Here is a 19,899-nt window from a genome sequence, read left to right on the forward strand (position 1 = left end):
ACTGTTTCAAACAATCAGATAATCAGCCTTCGGTCTTTACAGCGTTCTTGTAAACTCTGTTGAGGGCTACCGGATGGAATGCAACGCCGGTGACATTGGTGCTCAGCATCTCTGCATTGCACTGTGTGTACAGCGGGAAGATCACGGACTGATCCATAACGATCTTCTCAGCATCGTACATTGCGGACCAGCGACCCTCCGGATCGGTTGCAAGCTCGCCGGTCGTGCACTTTGCGATGATGTCATCGTAATCGGTGCTGGACCATAAACCGTAGTTGTTGGAGCAGCCGGTCGTCCACATGCCAAGGTAGGTCATCGGATCTGCGTAGTCCGGACCCCATCTGGTAAGACCGAGCTGGTAGTTACCATCCTGAAGATCCTGTACTCTCTGCTTCTTCGGCTCTACCGTCAGGTTGATGGTGAGGCCAGGAAGAGCGGTCTGCCACTGCTCCTGAAGAACGGTAGCAACCTTCTGAGGTGCATCATCTGCATCGACAACCATATCAAGGGTGAGGGAGGTGATACCGAGCTCGTCGAGTCCCTTCTGCCAGTACTCTGCTGCCTTTGCGGTATCATCTGCACATACATCCTGGAACTTGGTCTGGTCTGCGGAGAAATCAGATCCATCCGGACCTGCTGCGAAGTCCATCGGAACAGCGGTGTAGGTCGGCTTCGAGCCATCCTTCAGCACGTCCTCACAGATGGCGGTACGATCGATCGCGAAGGTAAGTGCCTTACGGATGTTGTCATTGGCCAGCTCTGGAACAGCGCTGATGTTCGGTGTTACATACCAGAGGTATCCGGCACCGACCGCCTTGAATGCAGGGTCGTCCTGTACCTGGTCAACCTGGTCACCGTTGAGAAGAGTGAGATCGAGGTCGCCGCTCTGGTAAGAAAGAAGTGCCTGCTGAGAATCCTGGATCACCTGATAATCGATACCGGCAAGCTTGATCTTGTCTGCATCGTAATAATCCGCATTCTTTGTGAGGTGAATCTCCGTCGCTGCCGGCTCATAGGAGTCGAGCACGAAGGCACCGTTCGAAAGGGTGGTCTCCGGAGATGTACCGTAGGTATCCGGGCAGGTGTTGAAGAACTCTTCGTTGACCGGATAGTAGGTCGGGAAGTACATCAGGGACAGGAAGTAGGAAACCGGCGCGTTCAGCTCCACCTGTAAGGTGTTGTCATCGACCGCAGTTACACCGAGCTCAGACTTGTCCTTCGTGCCGTCGATGATCTCAGCGGCATTCTTTACCTGGCCGATGTCGGAAAGCATGTATGCATACTCGGAAGCAACATCCGGATCCACGGCTCTCTGCCAGCCGAATACGAAATCCTTCGCAGTGACCGGTGTGCCATTGGACCACTTCGCATCCTTACGAAGGTGGAAGGTCCAGGTGAGACCATCGTCGGAGGTCTCCCAGCTCTCTGCGATGGCAGCTACAGCTGCACCACTGTCGTCCATCTGTGTCAGACCGTCGGTGTAGTTGGCCATCACCTCAAAAGAGGTTCCATCGGTTGCCTGCTGCGGATCGAGGGACATAACCGGGGTCTCCAGCATAACCTTCAGGTCAGATGAAGAAACGGTTCCGGTCGCCTCTTGAGCGGCAGCGGTTTCACCAGCTGCTGCAGTGCCGGCAGCCTCAGTCGCAGCAGCGGCGGTCGTCTCCTGGTATGCAGAAGATCCACAAGCCGCCATGCTGAGGACCATCGCACCAGCAGTTACGGTCGCAACAAGTGCTCTTGTCTTTTTCATAACTTACTCCTCCTTAAAAAGTAGAAAACGCAATGGCTTCACCGGTCAAAAACTAGCACTCCATTGCGCGATGATGAAAGTATATAACTTTACACCGTTAAAGTCCAGCGCATGAATTCGTAAAAGCATAGCGATTAGTAAAAGCAAATATAACGCATATGAATAGTAATCAATTAAGTTATATCAAAAACGAGTTATTAGACACATTTTTGTATGTCTATAAATATATTTTTACAATAGTAATGCAATACATAAAATTTATTTATTCATCTTGGATTCATAAGAAAACAGGCGTCGAGTGCTTTTTACTGTAGAGCATTTCGATGTCTGTCCCCACAAGGCAGCTAGTGACGTCCCACGTTACCACTGAAAAAGCTGGTACCGGTGCTGTTTATTGATTACGCATTTCGGGTCTGTCAACCAAACAGCACTCGATACCAGCCATTTAAATTCCTTAACATTTTACAATCAGTTTTTATCGATCTGTTCCTGAAGATCAGAGAGATATGCCCAGCGTTCCATCTTTTCATCCAGGAGATTTTCTTTTTCTTCTTTCTCCTGTGTGAGTTCGTGGAGCTTGATGAAGTCCTGGGCGTACTTCATCATTTCGTCGTCGATGGCGGCGATGCGGGTTTCGAGAGCGTCGATGTCGGCCTCGATGGTTTCCCACTCCTTCTTCTCCTTGTAGGACATGCGGAGCTGGTGACGGTCACGATTGGAGCTTGACGGGCTGCTGTCGCCGGACGCCGCAGCTGCGGTATCACCGGAGGCGCTGCTGGTCGTTCCGTCCTGAGCAGTGACGACACCGCGGTCGCCGGCATTGACTGACGATTTCGAAGACGCCAGGCTGTTCCCGCCGGTACCTCCGATCGAGCCGGCCTTCGCAAAGCTCGGGTCCTCCTCCGGGTGGCGACGCAGATACTCGACCTGATAATCGGTGTAACCACCCTCATACTGGCTGATCCGGCCATCGCCCTCGAAGGCGAAGATGCGGTTCACGACACGGTCGAGGAAGTAGCGATCATGGGATACCGTGATGACGATCCCGTCGAAGTGATCGAGATAATCCTCGAGGATCGTCATCGTACGGATATCGAGGTCGTTCGTCGGCTCATCGAGGATGAGGACATTCGGCTCGGACATGAGGACGCGGAGCAGATAGAGGCGACGCTTCTCGCCGCCGCTCAGCTTCTCGACCTTCATATACTGCACGGAAGGTGGGAACAGGAAACGGTCGAGCATGTTGCTCGCACTGATGAGACCGTCCACGGTGTGCACGTACTCGCCGATGGAGGTCATCGCATCGATGACGCGCTGATTTCCATCGAGCGCCTCGTTCTCCTGACTGAAATAACCGATGCGCACGGTCTGTCCGACGTTGATCTCACCACTGTCTGGTGTTTCCCAGCCGGTGATCATCTTGACGAGGGTCGACTTGCCCGCGCCGTTCGGCCCGATGATGCCGACGCGGTCGTTGCGCAGGAAATTATAGTTGAAGTGATCGAGCAGCACATGCCCGTCGTACGCCTTCGAGACATCGACGAGCTCGATCGTCGACTTGCCGAGGCGGGTCCGGATGGAGCTCAGCTTCAGCTCCTCTTCCTCCGTCGGTCCGTGCATCGCTGAGAGCTTTTCATAGCGCTGGAGGCGTCCCTTCTGCTTCGTGGTACGTGCCTTCGCACCGCGCATCACCCACTTCAGCTCGTTCCTAAGAATATTCTGACGTGTCCGCTCCTTCGCACGGGCGATGTCCATACGCTCGGCCTTCAGCTCGAGGTAGCCGGCGTAGTTCGCCTTATAGCTGTAGAGCTTGCCCTGATCGAGCTCGACGATGCGGTCGCAGATCTCATCGAGGAAATAACGGTCATGGGTGACCATCAGCAGTGTCCCCTTATAGCGCTTCAGGTACTCCTCGAGCCACTCGGACATCGCGCCGTCGAGATGGTTCGTCGGCTCGTCGAGGATCAGCAGATCAGCGGTACTGAGCAGTGTACTCGCGAGCGCCACACGCTTCTTCTGTCCGCCCGAGAGCTCCTTGATCTTCCGACTGAAGTCGTTCTCACCGAGCTTTGACAGGAACTTCTTCGCTTCTGTCTCCAGGTCCCATACATGCTGGTGCCCCTCGTTATCATGCAGGATCGCCTCCAGGATGGTATCCTCCGGGTCGAAGGACGGCGTCTGCGGAAGAAAGCGGATCTCGAGCTCGCGGCGCATCGCCATGCTGCCCTCATCCGGCTCCTCGAGCCCCGCGATGATGCGGAGAAGTGTCGACTTACCGGTGCCGTTCACGCCGATCAGCGCGACCTTCTCGCCCTCGTTGATGGAAAAATCTGTATCCTGAAAGATCTGCCGCTCGGTATAGACCTTGCTGAGATGTTCGATCGTAACGATGTTGTTCTGTGCCATACCCTTCCTTACTTCACCCGGACGAACCGGGGATCCTGTCGGTGCGCACACCCTCCCTTTCGGGAGACCGCTGTGCACACAATTCTGTATCTGAACTGTTCTGAAACTGCCGCTCTCGGAGATTCTTATTCCGTCGGTTCCACCGCACTCCAGTAGAGCACACCATTCCGGTCGATCCGCCGGACGAAGCCCTCATCATGGAGGTACTCCAGCAGGCTGAAGGTTTTCGTGATCAGCATCTTATAGGAGAAAAAGACCTCCTCGTCCTCCGGATGGTCCTCCATCCGGTAGATGGCCTTCGCAACCTGGCGTACCGTCCGCTCCTGCGGCTGATGCCCGTCATCGATTTCGTCCTTCGCCTGACTGAGCTCGCTTCCACTCTTTCCTTCGGCCGATGTCTCCGTCCGGCAGGCAGTCGCCCTGGCTCTTAAATACTCGAGTGCCACCGTGCTCTTATTGAGATAGCTGTAGACGATGCTGTCGACATCTGCAGGGACATCCTGAATGATCTCACCATGGGATGGGATGATCGTCCAGTCGGCATGCTCCTCCTTGATCTTTCGAAGCGATGCGAACATCCCCTCCAGAAGGTGTTCATCCGGATAGGTCGTGACCACGATCGGAGAGATACCGTGAATCAGCTGATCCGCGGTAAAGAGGATGTGCTTCTCTTCCTCGATCAGTCCGATCTGCCCATAGGTATGTCCCTTCAGCGGGATACTACGGAAACGGTAGTCGCCATAACAGAAGACATCCCCTTCCTTCACCGGCGTATATGGGAAGCCGCTGATCGACAGCGCCCACTCGCCATGGTCCTTTACCCGTTTCGAAAAGCGCAGAAAATTCTCCCAGGCATACGGCGTGTGATCCGGCGTGATACCGACCCATCGCATGACCTTCGTCTGTGCACGCTGGCTGTCGCCACTGACACGATAGGACAGACAGTCGTACGGATGACGCTCCTCCGCCGGATTCATGAACAGATGGACACCATCGGCAGCAAAGGTCTCGGCGAGACCGGAGTGATCATGGTGACGATGTGTGAGGTAGAGATCCAGCTGATCCACCGGAATCTCCAGCTCCGCCAGTGCCTTTTTCAGCTTCTGATAGCAGCCCGGGTCCTTGAAGCCCGCGTCGATCATCAGGCTGCGGCCGTCATGGACAGTCGGTGATCCCTTGATGATAAAAATCTGAACTCGATTTACGCCCTGCTGAACCGTCATATCTTGAAGGCTCACACGATAAATGCCAGGAAGAATTTCCGTATAAAGCTCTGCTTTGTTCGTCATGCTACACTCCGTCGTAAAGAGGTGATCCGATATCCGGATGGAAATGATGATTCTGAAACATCCGTTGTTTCAGAATCCCTGCTGTGTTCGCCCGCTCGTACTGCAGCTACAACACGAGCAGACCATATAAAAAAAAGGAACCAGACCAACGTCTGATTCCTTCTCCTTCGCAGGGGTTGAGGGATTCGAACCCCCATGAGCGGTTTTGGAGACCGATATCTTACCATTGGATGAAACCCCTGTATGAGCCGTCGTTTTGACGACTCGTTTATAATACTCATTTTGCACCTGTAAGTCAAGCACTATTTCTTGAGAATTTTTACCGCTTCCCGGATGCTGCGCACCGGGACGAGCTCGCAGGCCGACAGGTTCGGCTGACGCAGCTTCTTCATATGAAAGGCCGGAAGCACGATCTTATGGAAGCCAAGACGGGCCGCCTCTTCGATCCGCTGGTCGGCGTTCGATACGGCACGTACCTCGCCACTCAGTCCGACCTCACCGAAGATCATCACATCCTCCGGGATCTCGATATTCATATAAGAAGAAATCAGCGCCATGATAACGGCGAGGTCCATGGACGGCTCGGCGATACGCAGTCCGCCGGTGATATTGACATAGGCATCGTACTTCCCGATCTCGAGATTCAGCCGCTTTTCGACGATGGCGATCAGCAGGTTCAGGCGATTATAATCGATGCCGTTCGCCGTACGTCGCGGCAGATTAAAGGCACTCGGTACGAGCAGGCCCTGAATCTCGATCAGCAGCGGGCGCGTGCCCTCCATGCCACAGGTGACGACCGAACCGCTGGCGCCGATCGGTCGACCGGAAAGCAGTAGCTCGGACGGGTTCAGCACCTCATGCAGCCCGGCACCATCCATCTCGAACACCGCGATCTCGTTCGTCGAACCGAAACGGTTCTTCTGCCCATGCAGGATGCGGAGGCTGCTTCCGGACTCGCCCTCGAAAAAGAGGACGACGTCAACCATATGCTCGAGGATCTTCGGACCGGCGACGGTCCCGTCCTTCGTCACATGACCGACGAGGAAGATGGCGATGCCGCACTCCTTCGCGGTGCGCAGCAGCTGAGCGGCCGACTCACGCACCTGACTGACCGAGCCCGGAGCCGCCGTGACGCTCTCGGTATACATCGTCTGGATTGAGTCGATGACGACGAAGTCCGGTTTTTCCTCCCGGATGGTCTCGATGATGTTCTCGATATTCGTTTCCGTCATGAAGTGAAGATCTCCGGAGATCGGCCGAATGCGCTCTGCACGCAGCTTGATCTGCTTGAGGCTCTCCTCACCGGAGACATAGAGAACCGATTTTCCATCGTCCGCTGCCAGATTTCGCGATACCTCGAGCAGGATCGTCGATTTTCCGATGCCCGGGTCACCACCGAGCAATACCATCGAGCCCACGACGATACCACCGCCGAGCACACGATCGAGCTCCTGGAAACCGGTCGAGATACGATCCTCCTTTTCGAGGGCGATTTCATCGACACGCACCGGTCGCTGCCGAGGCGGACGCGTGCCGGTGTTTCGGCTGAAGCCGGAAGCCGGAGATGCTTTTACGACCGGTTCCTCCACGAAGGTATTCCATGCGCGGCAGCTCGGACACTGACCGAGCCACTTCGCAGATTCATAGCCACATTCCTTACAGAAGTAGCGCGATGTACTTTTCGCCATAGTATTTCCTCTTATAAACAGCACGCACGGACATCGAGATGTTCGTGCGTAGCTGTGCATATGATACAGATTTACTTGTTTTCTGCCTGTTCCGCCGCGATCTGCGTCGCATCGATCGGTTGCGTTTCCATAGCCTGATCCTTCACAGCAGTCGTCGATTCCTTCTTCGCATGACGAGCGCCGGCAGATGGCAGACGACGCCCCTGAAACTTCAGGGTCTTGCCATCCTTATCGACGCCGATCCGAACACTGGAATTCTTCGCGATGTGTCCACTCAGGATCTCCTCTGCGAGCTTATCCTCAAGCTCAGTCTGAAGCACCCGGCGCAGCGGACGTGCACCGTACTTCGGATCGTAGCCACGCTCGATGAGGAGGTTCGCTGCATCCGCATCGAGGTGAAGCCGGATATTGAGCTCCTCGAGTGCGTTCTTCACCATATCCCTCATCATGATGTCGAGGATCGCACGGAGGTCCTCCTTCGTGATCGGCTGGAAGACGATGATGTCATCGACACGGTTCAGAAACTCCGGGCGGAAAAGACGATGCACCTCTTCCATCACACGGGATCGGATGATCTGGTAGTTCTTCGCCTTCTCATCCCCACCGGTGTCGAAGCCGAGCCGCTTCGGGCTCACGATCTGCTCGGCGCCGGCGTTTGACGTCATGATGATGATCGTATTCTTAAAGGAAACCTTCCGGCCCTGGGCATCGGTGATGTGACCGTCATCGAGCAACTGGAGAAGCACGTTCAGTACATCCGGATGTGCCTTCTCGATCTCGTCGAAGAGGATGACGGAATATGGGTTCCGGCGCACCTTCTCACTGAGCTGACCACCCTCATCGTAGCCGACATAGCCTGGCGGCGATCCGATCATCTTAGAAACGCTGTACTTCTCCATGTACTCAGACATGTCGACGCGGATGAGATCCGCCTCGGAGCCGAACATCGCCTCGGCCAGTGCCTTACTGAGCTCCGTCTTACCGACACCGGTCGGTCCGAGGAACATGAAGGAGCCGATCGGACGCTTCGGATCCTTGAGACCCACACGTCCGCGACGGATCGCCTTCGCAACGGCAGACACCGCTTCAGTCTGTCCGATGACGCGTTTATGCAGCGTCTCCTCGAGACGCATGAGGCGTTCTGCCTCACCCTCCGTGAGCTTCTCTACCGGGATACGGGTCCACTCGGAGACCACACGCGCGATGTCGGCCTCGGTGACGTGAAGTTTATGCTCCTCCTTCTCCGACTGCCAGCTCTGTAGTGCACGCTCCAGCTTTGCCTTCTCCCGCTGCTGCTTCTTCTTGATCTGGGAAGCCGCTTCGAAATCCTCACGGCGGATACAGTCTTCCTTCTCCGCATCCATCGCGTCGATCTTCGCACGGAGCTTCTTTATGTTCTCCGGTTCGCCGGAGTGAAGGATCCGGATTTTCGACGCTGCCTCATCGATGAGGTCGATGGCCTTATCCGGCAGATAACGGTCATTGATATAGCGGACCGAAAGGGTGACGGCTGCCTTCAGCGCTGCTTCGTCGATCAGCACTTGATGGTGCTCCTCGTACTTCGATACGATGCCCTGCAGGATCGCATAGCTCTCCTCTTCACTCGGTTCATCGATCGTCACCGGCTGGAAACGACGTTCGAGCGCTGCATCCTTTTCGATGTGCCTCCGGTACTCATCGAGGGTCGTCGCACCGATGATCTGGAGCTCACCACGGGCCAGGGCCGGCTTCAGGATATTCGCCGCATCGAGTGCACCCTCAGCACCGCCAGCACCGATGATGGTATGCAGCTCATCGATAAAGAGCAGAACCTGTCCGTTCTTCACGGTTTCGGCGATGACGCGCTTGATGCGCTCCTCAAACTCACCGCGGTACTTCGAGCCCGCGACCATGCTGGAGATATCGAGAGACATGACACGCTTCTGCAGGATGGTATCCGGGACATCACCGGCGACGATACGCTCCGCCAGTCCCTCAACCACGGCGGTCTTGCCGACACCCGGCTCACCGATCAGACATGGATTGTTTTTCGTGCGTCTGGACAGGATCTGGACGACACGCATGATCTCCCGCTCCCGACCGATCACCGGGTCGAGCCTTCCTTCCGCTGCCATCGCCGTGAGATCCCGCGCATACTGATCCAGCGTCGGTGTATCCGATACCGGCTGCTGTGCTGCCTGCGGGCGGCTCTGATCATCGATCACGACATCGTCCCCGATGACCGCCATGATCTGCTGGTACATACGCTGCGCGTTCGCGCCGAGTGTCGCGATGATACGTGAAGCGACGCAGTTTGTATCCTTCAGCATCGCGATCAGGATGTGCTCTGTCCCGACGAGACGGGCCCCGGCGCGCAGCGATTCCTGCATCGCATTCTGCATGAGACGCTTCGCCGATGGCGTATAGCCTGCACGCTCACGGATCGTCACCTTCGTATCCGAAGAGATGAACTTCGCGATCATATCGAGGATCTTCTGATCATCGATGCCATTGGACTGCAGGACCTTCGCGGCCACCGCCGTGCCCTCACGACGAAGACCGAGAAGGATGTGTTCGGTTCCTATGTACTGATGGCCCAGCTCCTCTGCCGCTTCGATCGCGAGCTGCAGCGCACGCTGTGCCTGTATCGTAAACTGATTCATGCTTTACCACCTTTCATGAAGGATATTCTAGTGCATTTCAGGATTTGAATCAATCTTGATTTAAGAAGGAGAGCCTGCAGCTTCAGCTGCAGGCTCTCCTTCTGCTCTTATGATTTAAAGATCCTCGATATCCAGTCCGGGATCCTTCGGCATCTGGAAGGCTCTTGTGTGCTCGAGATCCTCCTTCTCCTCCTCCGGCTCCGTCGGTGCGTGCTGCACGCCACCGAGATCATGGAGTGCGATCGTCGGCTCATCGACGTCGTCGAGGTCCTCGATATCGAGGCCATGCGTGCGCTCGGAAGCATCGCTGTCCGAGATCGCAGCACGGTCTTCCGGCTTCAGGACGCGTGTTGCATCGAGCTCGCTTTCCTCCGTATCACGGTCGTCCGGAAGGTCTGTGCTTCGCTTCGGAAGCTCTCCGAGCTTATGAAGCGGGATCGTCTCCTCCAGTGAGGTAGTCTCAGCTCCGACGGCATCCATACCCTCATCCTCGATGGAGACCGGCTTCACACGGTTCTTTTCAGACGCATTCATGCGTCGAACCGTGCTGCTTCCCTGACCATCATGACGTCTGGTGACGAGTACGATCACAAATACCAGCAGGCCCAGGACAGCCACCGCCAGGATACAGGTCAGGATGAACATATGATTATACTGACGAACCAGTGCGTCATAGCGGGATACCAGCTCAGGGTACTGTTCTGCATCCGCCTTCAGCTGCTGCTCGACCGGATCCTCGAAATAGCGCTGGATGGTCTTCTCCGTCAGGTCATAGCGGTAGAAATTCAGCTCGCCCGCCTCGTTCATGCCATACACGATGCAGTACTGGTGATCGGTATCGAGCTTCCATACCCAGCCCTTCACCTGATGCCCGTCGATGTCGATCGTGCTTTCTGCGAAGCCCTCCGGAATCTCGACATCGGAGCCCGGATTCATGATGGTGATGGTCTTATCCTTTGCGCTGAGCTTTACACCCTCGTTCGTCGTTGCGGTCGTCGTATCACCGACATTCGGTCCACCCTCCTGCTTCGTAACGTCCAGTGTATAAACCGCCTGGCTCGTACCATCGGCGGCCGTCACTGTGATCGTCACGGTATTCTCGCCCATGCTTAACTGCTCATTGCCACTCACCTGAACGGAGGCGGTGCTGTCTGCGGCGATCGCATTGATTGCCAGGGTATCAACCTCTGTACCGACGATCAGTGAATAGCTGGTCGTATCGGCTGAAAATGCCGGGCTCAGGGTGCCTGGTGAAACCACGAGCGACGACAGCTGTGTATTCGTCGATGCGGCGGCTGCCGAGCTGATCGTCACGGTGGACGAGCCCTGGTGCTCGAGCTCTGCGAAGCTCTCATCGGCATCGTAGATGTTGTAATTCTGAATCGTCAGGGTAGCGGTGCCGGCAGACAGGGTATGGAACTTCAGATTATACTCGAGGGTTCCGGTGCCGCTGCCATTGGTGCCGCCATTGATACGTACGGTGCCGGCGCCTCCCGATGCGTCTGTACCACTGACAAACTCAAGCAGATTCGCATCATAGGCGAGGGTCACGTCGGCACGGGCCAGCGTCGTCTCGCCACTCGACACCTTCATCGTGACATTGACATCCGACCCGACCGTGACGCTCGGGTCCGAGAAGGTGATGGCCGCGCTCGACGCAAGTGCCTGCATCGACAAAAGCAGTGTGAAAAGAACGGTTGTTATGAAATATGAAAAACGTTTCATGCGTACCTCTATCTTAAGTGGATTATCATCGTAGATCATGCCGCCTTCACAGCGGCGGACGGAACATATGGCGAAGCCGGGCAGCATCCTCCGCTGCCCAGCTGTTTACCACATGCTTTTATTTTACATCGGGCCGTTTGTTCCCGCAACCACATCCGTCACGACGGTTCCGGTCGGGCTCACGCCGACCGCCGGTGTCTGTGCACCCGTTACGGTCGTCGTCATCCCCGGCATCGACGTACCCGTCTGGAGGCTGACATCGCTGCTGCCGGTCATGCCCATCTGCAGCGTATTTCCAAGCTGTCCGCCTGCGGACTGGCTGATCGTGATCTGATAGTTCCGCTGATCCCCGTTCTGTGCGGTCACGGTGATCGTCACGACCTTCGTCGGCGTATCCAGCAGGATCTGTCCGGCACCGCTGATCTGTGCAGCGCTGTGATAAGCCACGGCAGAGACATTGACCATCTGTACGGACGGATCGACGACGAGCGTATAGGATGTCGTATCGAGGTTGAAGCTCGGGGTCAGGGTGAAGCCATCGACCGCGAGATACTGCAGCTTGTTGTTCGGGTTGCCATCCTTCGTCGGCATCGGACACGGAGTCTCCGGCATGCCGTTATAAACCGGGATGTTGAAAACGAGGATCCCGGCACGCATCGTGTCGGTGTAGGCCTTCCCGAGGTTCTTGCCCTCCTCAGCGGCTCCGGCGGTGTTCGTCATGTACTGATGCTTGAACATATTGGAGCCCTGGACGTTGAAGCGCTTGAGATACAGCGTATTCTGTCCGGCTGAGAGGTAGTTCTGTGCATAGAAGAGCGCACCACCCACGATGGCCTTCTCCGGTGTATTCCATGGACGGTTATAGCTGCCGGACTGCGCAGCATACCAGAGGCCGCGCTCGACCGCGGTCATACCGTTCGCCGCATAGGCACCGACATTGAAATAATTATAGTAGCCGGTCGCTCCGGAGATCGAGCCGGATGTACCCTTACTGCCCTGCTCCTGGAGGATCATCGCTGCGAGCATGTACGGGCTCACCTTCGACTGCTCCGCTGCCTCCATGAGGATGTCGGCATACGAAACGGTCACGGTGCCGCCCATCATGTTCGTTGCGTTCGTCGTCCCCATCGCGGCGTTCCCCATACCCGGACCGCTGGTGCCTGGCATCACGCTCGTCGACATCGAATCCGTGCCCTCGAGCACATTCGTGGCGGTAATGGCTGTTGTCCCGGCTGGCGCCTGTGTATCGCTGGAGGCATTGGCCGCGCTCGTGGCCCCCGGTCCTTCATAGCCGAGCAGGGACTCTCCGCTGCCCGTCTGTGTCGTTGTGCCACTGCCGGCGTCCGTCACCGTCTGACCACCCACCGCGTTCGTGGACGCACTCAGTCCCTGTGCTGCGACCGCCGCCGCATAGAGCGGACTCGAAGCATCGATCGCGACCTGCCCACTGAGGAAGGTACCCTGCAGCATGGATCGGAGTCCATCGATCGTCTGAAGCTCTGCATTGTAATCATGCACCGCGAACTGGAAGACATAGCTGTCATCCAGGAAATTACGTGGATCCATAAAATAGGCGACGATTTCCCGCGATGCGCCGACCCAGGTCGCGCCATCGAAGCCAGGCCAGGTCGAGCTCGTCCAGTCAAACTTCCCGGCGTCGGTCGACTTCCAGGAGGATTTCGATCCGGTTTCGACCAGACTCGAGGTACCCTGCAGCTCGGAAGCGACGGCGGTATTCCAGTCGAGACCGGTCTGTACGGCATTAAAGATCCAGGTCGGATGCTGTGCATGCAGCGTCCGAAGTCCAGCCTTGTAGCTTTCCGGGAAGCCCTGCTGTGCGAGGTACGCCTCGAAATTTGCATCCGTGGTATAGGCCACGCTCTGCGTAGACACGAGATCCGAACGAACGTAACCGGTCACTCCGCCGGCTGAAATCTGATACCAGACCTTGCCATCACTGCCCGTCGTCTGATTCAGAATCGAGACCGTTGTGTTGTTTCCGAGGGAGGTCAGCAGCTGGCTCGAGGTACTGGCGGACGCACGGACATTGACGTTCGTCCCGCGGATGACCGCCGCCTGTGCCGCATAGGCAGAAGGAAGTGCATTCAGCGCAGTGCCGGCCGGTGTCAGCAGAAGGCAGAGCGAAAGCAGTGCCGTACCGACGCTGTGCTGAAGGGATTTCGTTTTATGTTTTTTCATGAATATATGCTCCATTACTATAGATTACGTAAAAAGAAGTGCTAGGCGGATGTTCTTCTGTCCGCACGTAGGCATCACTTCCAGGCTTTTCGATCCAGTCTCGTACTTCGAGGCGTTCGAAAAACGGACGAAAACGCCCAAAATCACCTCTACAGTATATCGATTTCTGCAGCATGCTTCAATCGCAAAACGAATTATTAATATAAGCGATCAGTTTTTGTAAAGAATTTGTCAGGAAATCTGCCCCGTCGCCGTAGGGATCCGTAAGCGTTTCGGGCCCCGCCGTCAGAACAGTAGCCAAAGAAGCCCCGGACCGAAAGGTCCGGGGCTTCGATATGGAAAGGATAAATCAGTTCAGATCAAACTGGATACGCCTTGTTCTCCTTGTCACCAGCGGTTGCGGCGAAGCCGGTCTGCTGTGCGTCACGGTAAGCAAAGAAATCCTTCGCTACAGCCGGGAACAGAGCATAATCAAGTACGTCCTCCGGTGTCGGGTTCTTCACGAGCTTCTTGGTCTCCTCGGTGAACTGAGCCATCTGCGGAGCGATATGATCTGCAGGACGGTCGGTCATCTGGGTCTCACCTGGCTTCAGAACCTTCTTCATCATCTCCGGATCCATCGGCTTTACGGTACGGCCGAACTCACCGGCAACGAGCTTATGAGACTCCTTCGGAACCATCTTATAGCGCTCGCCGGTCAGGACGTTCATCACCGCCTGTGTACCCACGATCTGAGAAGACGGGGTTACGAGAGGTGGCTCACCGAAGTCCTTACGAACTCTCGGAACTTCCTCGAGAACGGCGTTCAGCTTATCGATCTGGCCAGCCTTGTCAAGCTGAGAGATGAGGTTACTGAGCATACCGCCCGGAACCTGATAACGAAGGGTGTTGACATTAACGCCAAGCACCTTCGTGGACATAAGCCCAGACTTCAGGCACTCCTCACGATACGGCTCGAAGTACTTGGAAACCTCGATGAGCTTGTTTACATCGATACCAGTATCGTACTCTGTACCCTCAAACGCCTTTACCATAACGTCGGTAGAAGGCTGAGAAGTACCAAGAGCGAACGGAGTGGAAGCGGTATCGATGATATCTGCACCCGCCTCTACGCACTTGAGGTAGGTCATGGAAGCCATACCGGAGGTGTAATGGGTGTGGATCTCGATCGGAAGGGAGGTCCCCTTCTTGAGTGCCTTCACGAGGTCATAGCCTGCCTGCGGAAGCAGAAGGCCTGCCATATCCTTGATGCAGAGGGAATCTGCGCCGAGAGACTCAACATCACGTGCGAGGTTCTCCCAGTACTCGAGGGTATACGCATCACCCAGTGTATAGCAGAGTGCGATCTGCGCGTGACCGCCCTCCTTCTTGGTTGCCTTTACAGCCGTCTCGAGGTTACGAATATCGTTTAAGCAGTCGAAGATACGGATGATATCGATACCGTTTGCGATGGAACGCTCTACGAAGTTCTCTACGACATCATCTGCATAGTGATTGTAGCCGAGGATGTTCTGACCTCTGAAGAGCATCTGAAGCTTCGTGTTCTTGAAGTGCTTACGAAGCATACGAAGTCTCTCCCATGGATCCTCCTTCAGGAAACGAAGGCAGGAATCGAAGGTCGCACCGCCCCAGCACTCTACGGCGTTGTAACCGATCTGATCCATGGTGTCCAGAATCGGCTCCATCTCGGAGCTCGGCATACGGGTTGCAATTAATGACTGATGTGCATCACGCAGCACAGTCTCAGTGATTTTTACTTTAGCCATTTTATCTCCTCTTTCATTACTTCACGCCGTAAACAGCCATGAAGGTACCGGCTGCTACAGCAGTACCGATAACACCTGCTACGTTCGGGCCCATGGCCTGCATAAGCAGGAAGTTTGTAGGATCCGCCTCAGAAGCCACCTTCTGGGATACACGCGCTGCCATCGGGACGGCAGATACACCGGCAGAACCGATGAGCGGGTTGATCTTATGACCGGAAACGACATACATGATCTTACCGAGCACAACACCAGCAGCGGTACCGAATGCGAAGGCAATCAGTCCGAGTGCAACGATCTTCAGGGTATCCAGGTTCAGGAAGGCCTCCGCAGAAGTTGCACCGCCGACAGACGTACCGAGCATGATAACGACGATATACATCATCGCGTTCGATGCGGTCTCTGTAAGCTGCTTTACGACACCGGACTCCTTGAACAGGTTACCGAGCATCAGCATACCTACGAGCGGAGCCGTGGTCGGAAGAAGGATACATACGATGGTCGTAACGATGATCGGGAAGAGAATACGCTCGAGCTTCGATACCGGACGAAGCTGTGGCATTCTGGTCTTTCTCTCCTCCTCGGTGGTCAGCGCCTTCATGATCGGCGGCTGAATGATCGGAACGAGGGACATATAGGAATATGCCGCTACGGCGATCGGTCCGAGCAGAGAGGTCTGTCCGAGCTTGTTGCACAGGAAGATGGAGGTAGGTCCATCGGCTCCACCGATGATGGAGATGGCTGCCGCAGCGGCTCCGTTGAAGCCCATAAAAATCGCCATGAAATAAGCGGCATAAATACCAAACTGAGCAGCAGCACCGAGCAGGAAGGTGATCGGGTTTGCAATCAGCGGGGAGAAGTCGGTCTGTGCGCCTACACCCATGAAGATCAGGGACGGAAGAATCGTCCACTCATCCAGATGGAAGAAGTACCAAAGCAGTCCGCCTGTTCCATTGATCGAATCCTCCGGGCTCAGCATGATGTCCGGATAGATATTGACGAGCAGCATACCGAAGGCGATCGGAACCAGAAGAAGTGGCTCGAAGCCCTTAGCGATGGCAAGATACAGGAAGACGAATGCGACGATGATCATCAGCACATTTCCCCATGTCATGCTTACGAATGCTGTCTGCTGGAGCAGGTTTGTTAAGGTTTCTAATATATTCATATGTTTTTATAACCTCCAGTACAGCAAAATCAAATCAACACTTGACACGATCTGATCAAAGATCAGTTCAGAGTTGCAAGGGTTGCACCTGACTCTACTGAATCACCAACAGAAACGTTGATGGAAGCTACGGTGCCATCCTGAGGTGCTACGATATCGTTCTCCATCTTCATCGCCTCAAGAACGAGGATCACATCACCGCTCTTTACAACATCGCCGACGTTCTTCTTAACTGCGAGGATCTTACCTGGCATCGGGGACTCTACCTTTACGGATCCCTGTGCGCCTGCAGGTGCTGCGGCTGGAGCCGGAGCTGCTGCTGGTGCTGCTGGAGCAGCTGCCTTCGGTGCAGATGCTACGCTGCCACCCTCTTCTACGGTTACGTCATAAGCGACGCCATTTACGGTAATAGTATATTTCTTCATCTTAATACCTCTCGAATTCTAAAGGGCTATCGCCCATCTCAGTTTAATGTTGCAAGTGTTGCGCCGGACTCTACGGAATCACCGACGGAAACATTGATCGATGCTACGGTACCATCCTGTGGAGCCACGATCTCGTTCTCCATCTTCATCGCCTCAAGGATGAGGATGACGTCACCGCTCTTCACCGTGTCGCCGACACTCTTCTTTACTGCGAGGATCTTACCTGGCATCGGGGACTCCACCTTTACGGATCCCTGTGCGCCTGCAGGTGCTGCGGCCGGAGCCGGAGCGGCAGCTGCGACTGGTGCAGCCGCTGGAGCCACGGAAGTGACAACCGGTGCGGAAACTGCGGCTTCGGAAGCGGCTGGTGCGAAGCTGCGTGAACGAAGCGGACGTACGAAGAGACCATTCTGAAGTGTCGGTCCTGGTACGAAGCCGTTCTCATTCTGCGCGCCGGCGGTATCTGCCTCATAAGCGGCGATCGCTGCGGCGATAACCGCCTGCATCACATCGTCCTGCTTTGCAGCCGGAGCTGGAGCTGCGGCCTTCGGTGCCGGTGCGGCAGCCTTTGGTGCCTCTGCCGGTGCCTTCTTGCCCTTCATCTTCTTCTCAAATACACTGATGTACTTGAACATGGAGATCACCCAGGCGATGAAAATGAGAACTACGAAGACGGTACCCATACCTACCGCAAGGTTCGCGCCTGCATCCTCCATCTGCTCAGCGAGTGAGTAGTGCGGCTCGAAGGTCATCTCCGTCGTCTTACCGGTCAGCTCATTGAGACCGAGGGTAAGCTTCAGGGTTCTCTTCTCAAAAGTTGAATTAATTACGATGGAATAGCCATCTTCTGTCTTGGATGCAACTGCATCGTCTACACTGACGAAAGCACCGAGACGATCCTTATCATTCAGATAATTGGTAAGGCCGTTATAGGTGATTTCATCCTTTGTCTTGTATGCGGACTTGATCTGAGACTCGATCTCAGCATCGCTCAGAGCATAGATGCTCTGCTCCGCATACTGCTTTGCCTGCTCCTCAAGTGCGGACTTTACGGATGGCTCGATCGGCTCAACCGTGTCCTTCGATGAGTTTCCGCAAGCTGCCAGTGTAAGAACGGAAAGTGCAAGAGCAAAACAGAGAGCAGCTTTTCTAAACCACTGTTTCATTCTGTCTCCTCTCATTAAACGGTGCCACTCTTCTTGTCAGGTCTGTATACACTCTTATAGCCGAGCATCTGAAGAGCAGCTGCGATTCTCTGTCTGGTCTCCTCCGGAGCGATGATCTCATCGACATAACCACGCTTTGCAGCAGCGAGTGCCGTATTCTCAGAGGCGAACTTCTTCTCTGCCTCTGCATCGCCGTCAGCGACTACCTTTGCAGCCTGTGTAGCGTCCATAACACCGATCTTTGAGCTGTTAAATGCATAAACCACGTCCGCGCCGAGTGCCTTTGCACCGAAGCTGAGGCCTGCTGTACCGAGTGCGTTCTTTACAACGGTGATCATCGGAACATCTGCATTTGCATATGCATATGCAAGCTTGGCAGCAGAGGTCGGCATATGGCTCTCTGTGCACTCTGTATTCTTATAGGAAGTCACGTCAACGACCGTGATGACCGGAAGGTCATAAGCATTGGCGAAAGTAACCAGCTTGGCTGCCTTCTCTGCGCCCTTCCATGTAAGTGCCTTCTCCTTGTTTGCAACGATCGCAACGGTCTCGCCACCGATCTGTGCAAAGCCGGTTACGACATCATGGGAATAGCCCTTCTTGGTCTCGATAAATACACCGTTATCTGCGAGCTGCTGTACAGCCTCGTCTGCAGACAGGGTATCGAAGCCGGTTACGGCACGGTTCAGATCATCGGTGCACTCGTCGAGTACGCCGCCGTCCTCACAGTTGCCCGGAAGTACGGAAACGACCTTACGGATCTGAGCGAATACCTCATCCTCTGTGCCATCGAAGTCTACGAGACCATACTCCTCGCGCTTTGCAGCCTGTGCGATCGCGTCGTCCTTGTTACCAAGAACGGCATCCGGAGCATTGACATATGCCTTTGCGCCCTCTGCCATCAGTACGTAATCGGAAAGACCAGCGAGAACCGTAAGTCCGCCACCACAGTTTCCGAAGATGGCTGTGATCTGTGGGATCTGACCACTGGCGAGCGTCTGCTTCTTGTAGATACGGCCGAGACCGAAAAGTGCGTCGTTTGCCTCCTCGAGACGTACGCCGGTGCAATCGAGAAGAGCGATGACCGGAGCCTGATTCTTCATGGCCATAGAATAGATGCTGGCGATCTTTCTCGCATGCATCTCACCGATCGAACCACCCAGAACTGCAGCGTCCTGTGCATATACATACACGAGGTTGCCGTCGATGGTTCCATAACCGGTAACAACACCGTCAGATGGTGCCTTCTTCTCAGCCATGTTAAAGTCTGTTGATCTTGCTTCTACAAGACGGCCAACTTCAACGAAGCTGAATTCATCGAGCAGTGACTGAATTCTCGTCAGAGCGGATGATGTTGACTGATTATCCATTTTTTATCCTCCATTTCGTATCTAAACAAGGGGAAAAATCCCCGGTTTATGACGTCTATATTGTATATGAAGCACATTTATAATTCAACCCGAAATGGGTGCTTTTTTCAAACTTCGTGAAAGTAATATCAGGTATAATGCTGACATGATAAGCCCGAGAATATAGGGTTTATAAGGATTTCCTTATACAATTATGGCTTTTCGCAAAACACATGCACATATTTTTGACGTTTTGAAATGGAATTTATTTTCATTTTCAGCGGCTTTTACCGTTCTATTTTTTATCCTGAATCCCAGGCAGAAAG

At 54.9% G+C, this 19,899-nt stretch carries 12 protein-coding genes, 1 tRNA gene and 1 pseudogene; all 14 read right to left on the bottom strand.

Going from position 1 to position 19,899, the window contains the following annotated elements; all coding sequences use genetic code 11:
• Nucleotides 1-22: 22 nt before the first annotated feature.
• The gene (locus ACTNC3_RS01790) at nt 23-1,753 is read right to left on the bottom strand and encodes a peptide ABC transporter substrate-binding protein (protein WP_410042998.1); all 1,731 of its coding nucleotides are present in this window, start codon (nt 1,751-1,753) and stop codon (nt 23-25) included.
• A 468-nt stretch (nt 1,754-2,221) separates the two neighbouring features.
• The gene (locus ACTNC3_RS01795) at nt 2,222-4,159 is read right to left on the bottom strand and encodes an ABC-F family ATP-binding cassette domain-containing protein (RefSeq protein ID WP_441226269.1); all 1,938 of its coding nucleotides are present in this window, start codon (nt 4,157-4,159) and stop codon (nt 2,222-2,224) included.
• Nucleotides 4,160-4,284: 125 nt separating this feature from the next.
• On the bottom strand, nt 4,285-5,448 hold the full coding sequence (locus ACTNC3_RS01800) for an MBL fold metallo-hydrolase (protein WP_410043000.1): 1,164 nt from the start codon (nt 5,446-5,448) through the stop codon (nt 4,285-4,287).
• A 170-nt stretch (nt 5,449-5,618) separates the two neighbouring features.
• Nucleotides 5,619-5,689, bottom strand: a tRNA-Trp gene (locus ACTNC3_RS01805).
• A gap of 61 nt (nt 5,690-5,750) precedes the next feature.
• Entirely contained in the window at nt 5,751-7,136 is a 1,386-nt protein-coding gene (gene radA, locus ACTNC3_RS01810; protein ID WP_441226270.1) for a DNA repair protein RadA, read from the bottom strand.
• A gap of 71 nt (nt 7,137-7,207) precedes the next feature.
• Entirely contained in the window at nt 7,208-9,778 is a 2,571-nt protein-coding gene (locus ACTNC3_RS01815; RefSeq protein WP_441226271.1) for an ATP-dependent Clp protease ATP-binding subunit, read from the bottom strand.
• A 114-nt stretch (nt 9,779-9,892) separates the two neighbouring features.
• Nucleotides 9,893-11,503 carry a cadherin-like beta sandwich domain-containing protein gene (locus ACTNC3_RS01820; protein ID WP_441226272.1) on the bottom strand — a complete coding sequence of 537 codons (1,611 nt, stop codon included), beginning with the start codon at nt 11,501-11,503 and terminating at the stop codon, nt 9,893-9,895.
• A gap of 123 nt (nt 11,504-11,626) precedes the next feature.
• Nucleotides 11,627-13,702: an SH3 domain-containing protein gene (locus tag ACTNC3_RS01825; protein WP_441226273.1), complete on the bottom strand. Its 2,076-nt coding sequence runs from the start codon at nt 13,700-13,702 to the stop codon at nt 11,627-11,629.
• A 359-nt stretch (nt 13,703-14,061) separates the two neighbouring features.
• A complete protein-coding gene (locus ACTNC3_RS01830) occupies nt 14,062-15,468 on the bottom strand; it encodes a pyruvate carboxylase subunit B (protein WP_410043005.1) in 1,407 nt (468 codons plus the stop codon).
• Nucleotides 15,469-15,484: 16 nt separating this feature from the next.
• Nucleotides 15,485-16,633 (bottom strand): sodium ion-translocating decarboxylase subunit beta, encoded by a 1,149-nt coding sequence (locus ACTNC3_RS01835; RefSeq protein ID WP_410043006.1) that lies wholly within the window; start codon nt 16,631-16,633, stop codon nt 15,485-15,487.
• A 62-nt stretch (nt 16,634-16,695) separates the two neighbouring features.
• On the bottom strand, nt 16,696-17,058 hold the full coding sequence (locus ACTNC3_RS01840) for a biotin/lipoyl-containing protein (RefSeq protein WP_410043007.1): 363 nt from the start codon (nt 17,056-17,058) through the stop codon (nt 16,696-16,698).
• 38 nt (nt 17,059-17,096) lie between these two features.
• Nucleotides 17,097-17,540: a biotin/lipoyl-containing protein gene (locus ACTNC3_RS01845; protein ID WP_441226376.1), complete on the bottom strand. Its 444-nt coding sequence runs from the start codon at nt 17,538-17,540 to the stop codon at nt 17,097-17,099.
• Nucleotides 17,532-18,239 (bottom strand): annotated as a pseudogene (locus ACTNC3_RS01850) (OadG family protein); the annotation flags it as partial. The pseudogene ACTNC3_RS01850 and the gene ACTNC3_RS01845, both read right to left, overlap by 9 nt.
• A complete protein-coding gene (locus ACTNC3_RS01855) occupies nt 18,239-19,594 on the bottom strand; it encodes a carboxyl transferase domain-containing protein (protein WP_441226274.1) in 1,356 nt (451 codons plus the stop codon). The pseudogene ACTNC3_RS01850 and the gene ACTNC3_RS01855, both read right to left, overlap by 1 nt.
• Between the last annotated feature and the right edge of the window lie 305 nt (nt 19,595-19,899).

The sequence above is a fragment of the Oribacterium sp. HCP3S3_B9 genome, from assembly GCF_052064255.1.
Taxonomy (GTDB): Bacteria; Bacillota; Clostridia; order Lachnospirales; family Lachnospiraceae; genus Oribacterium.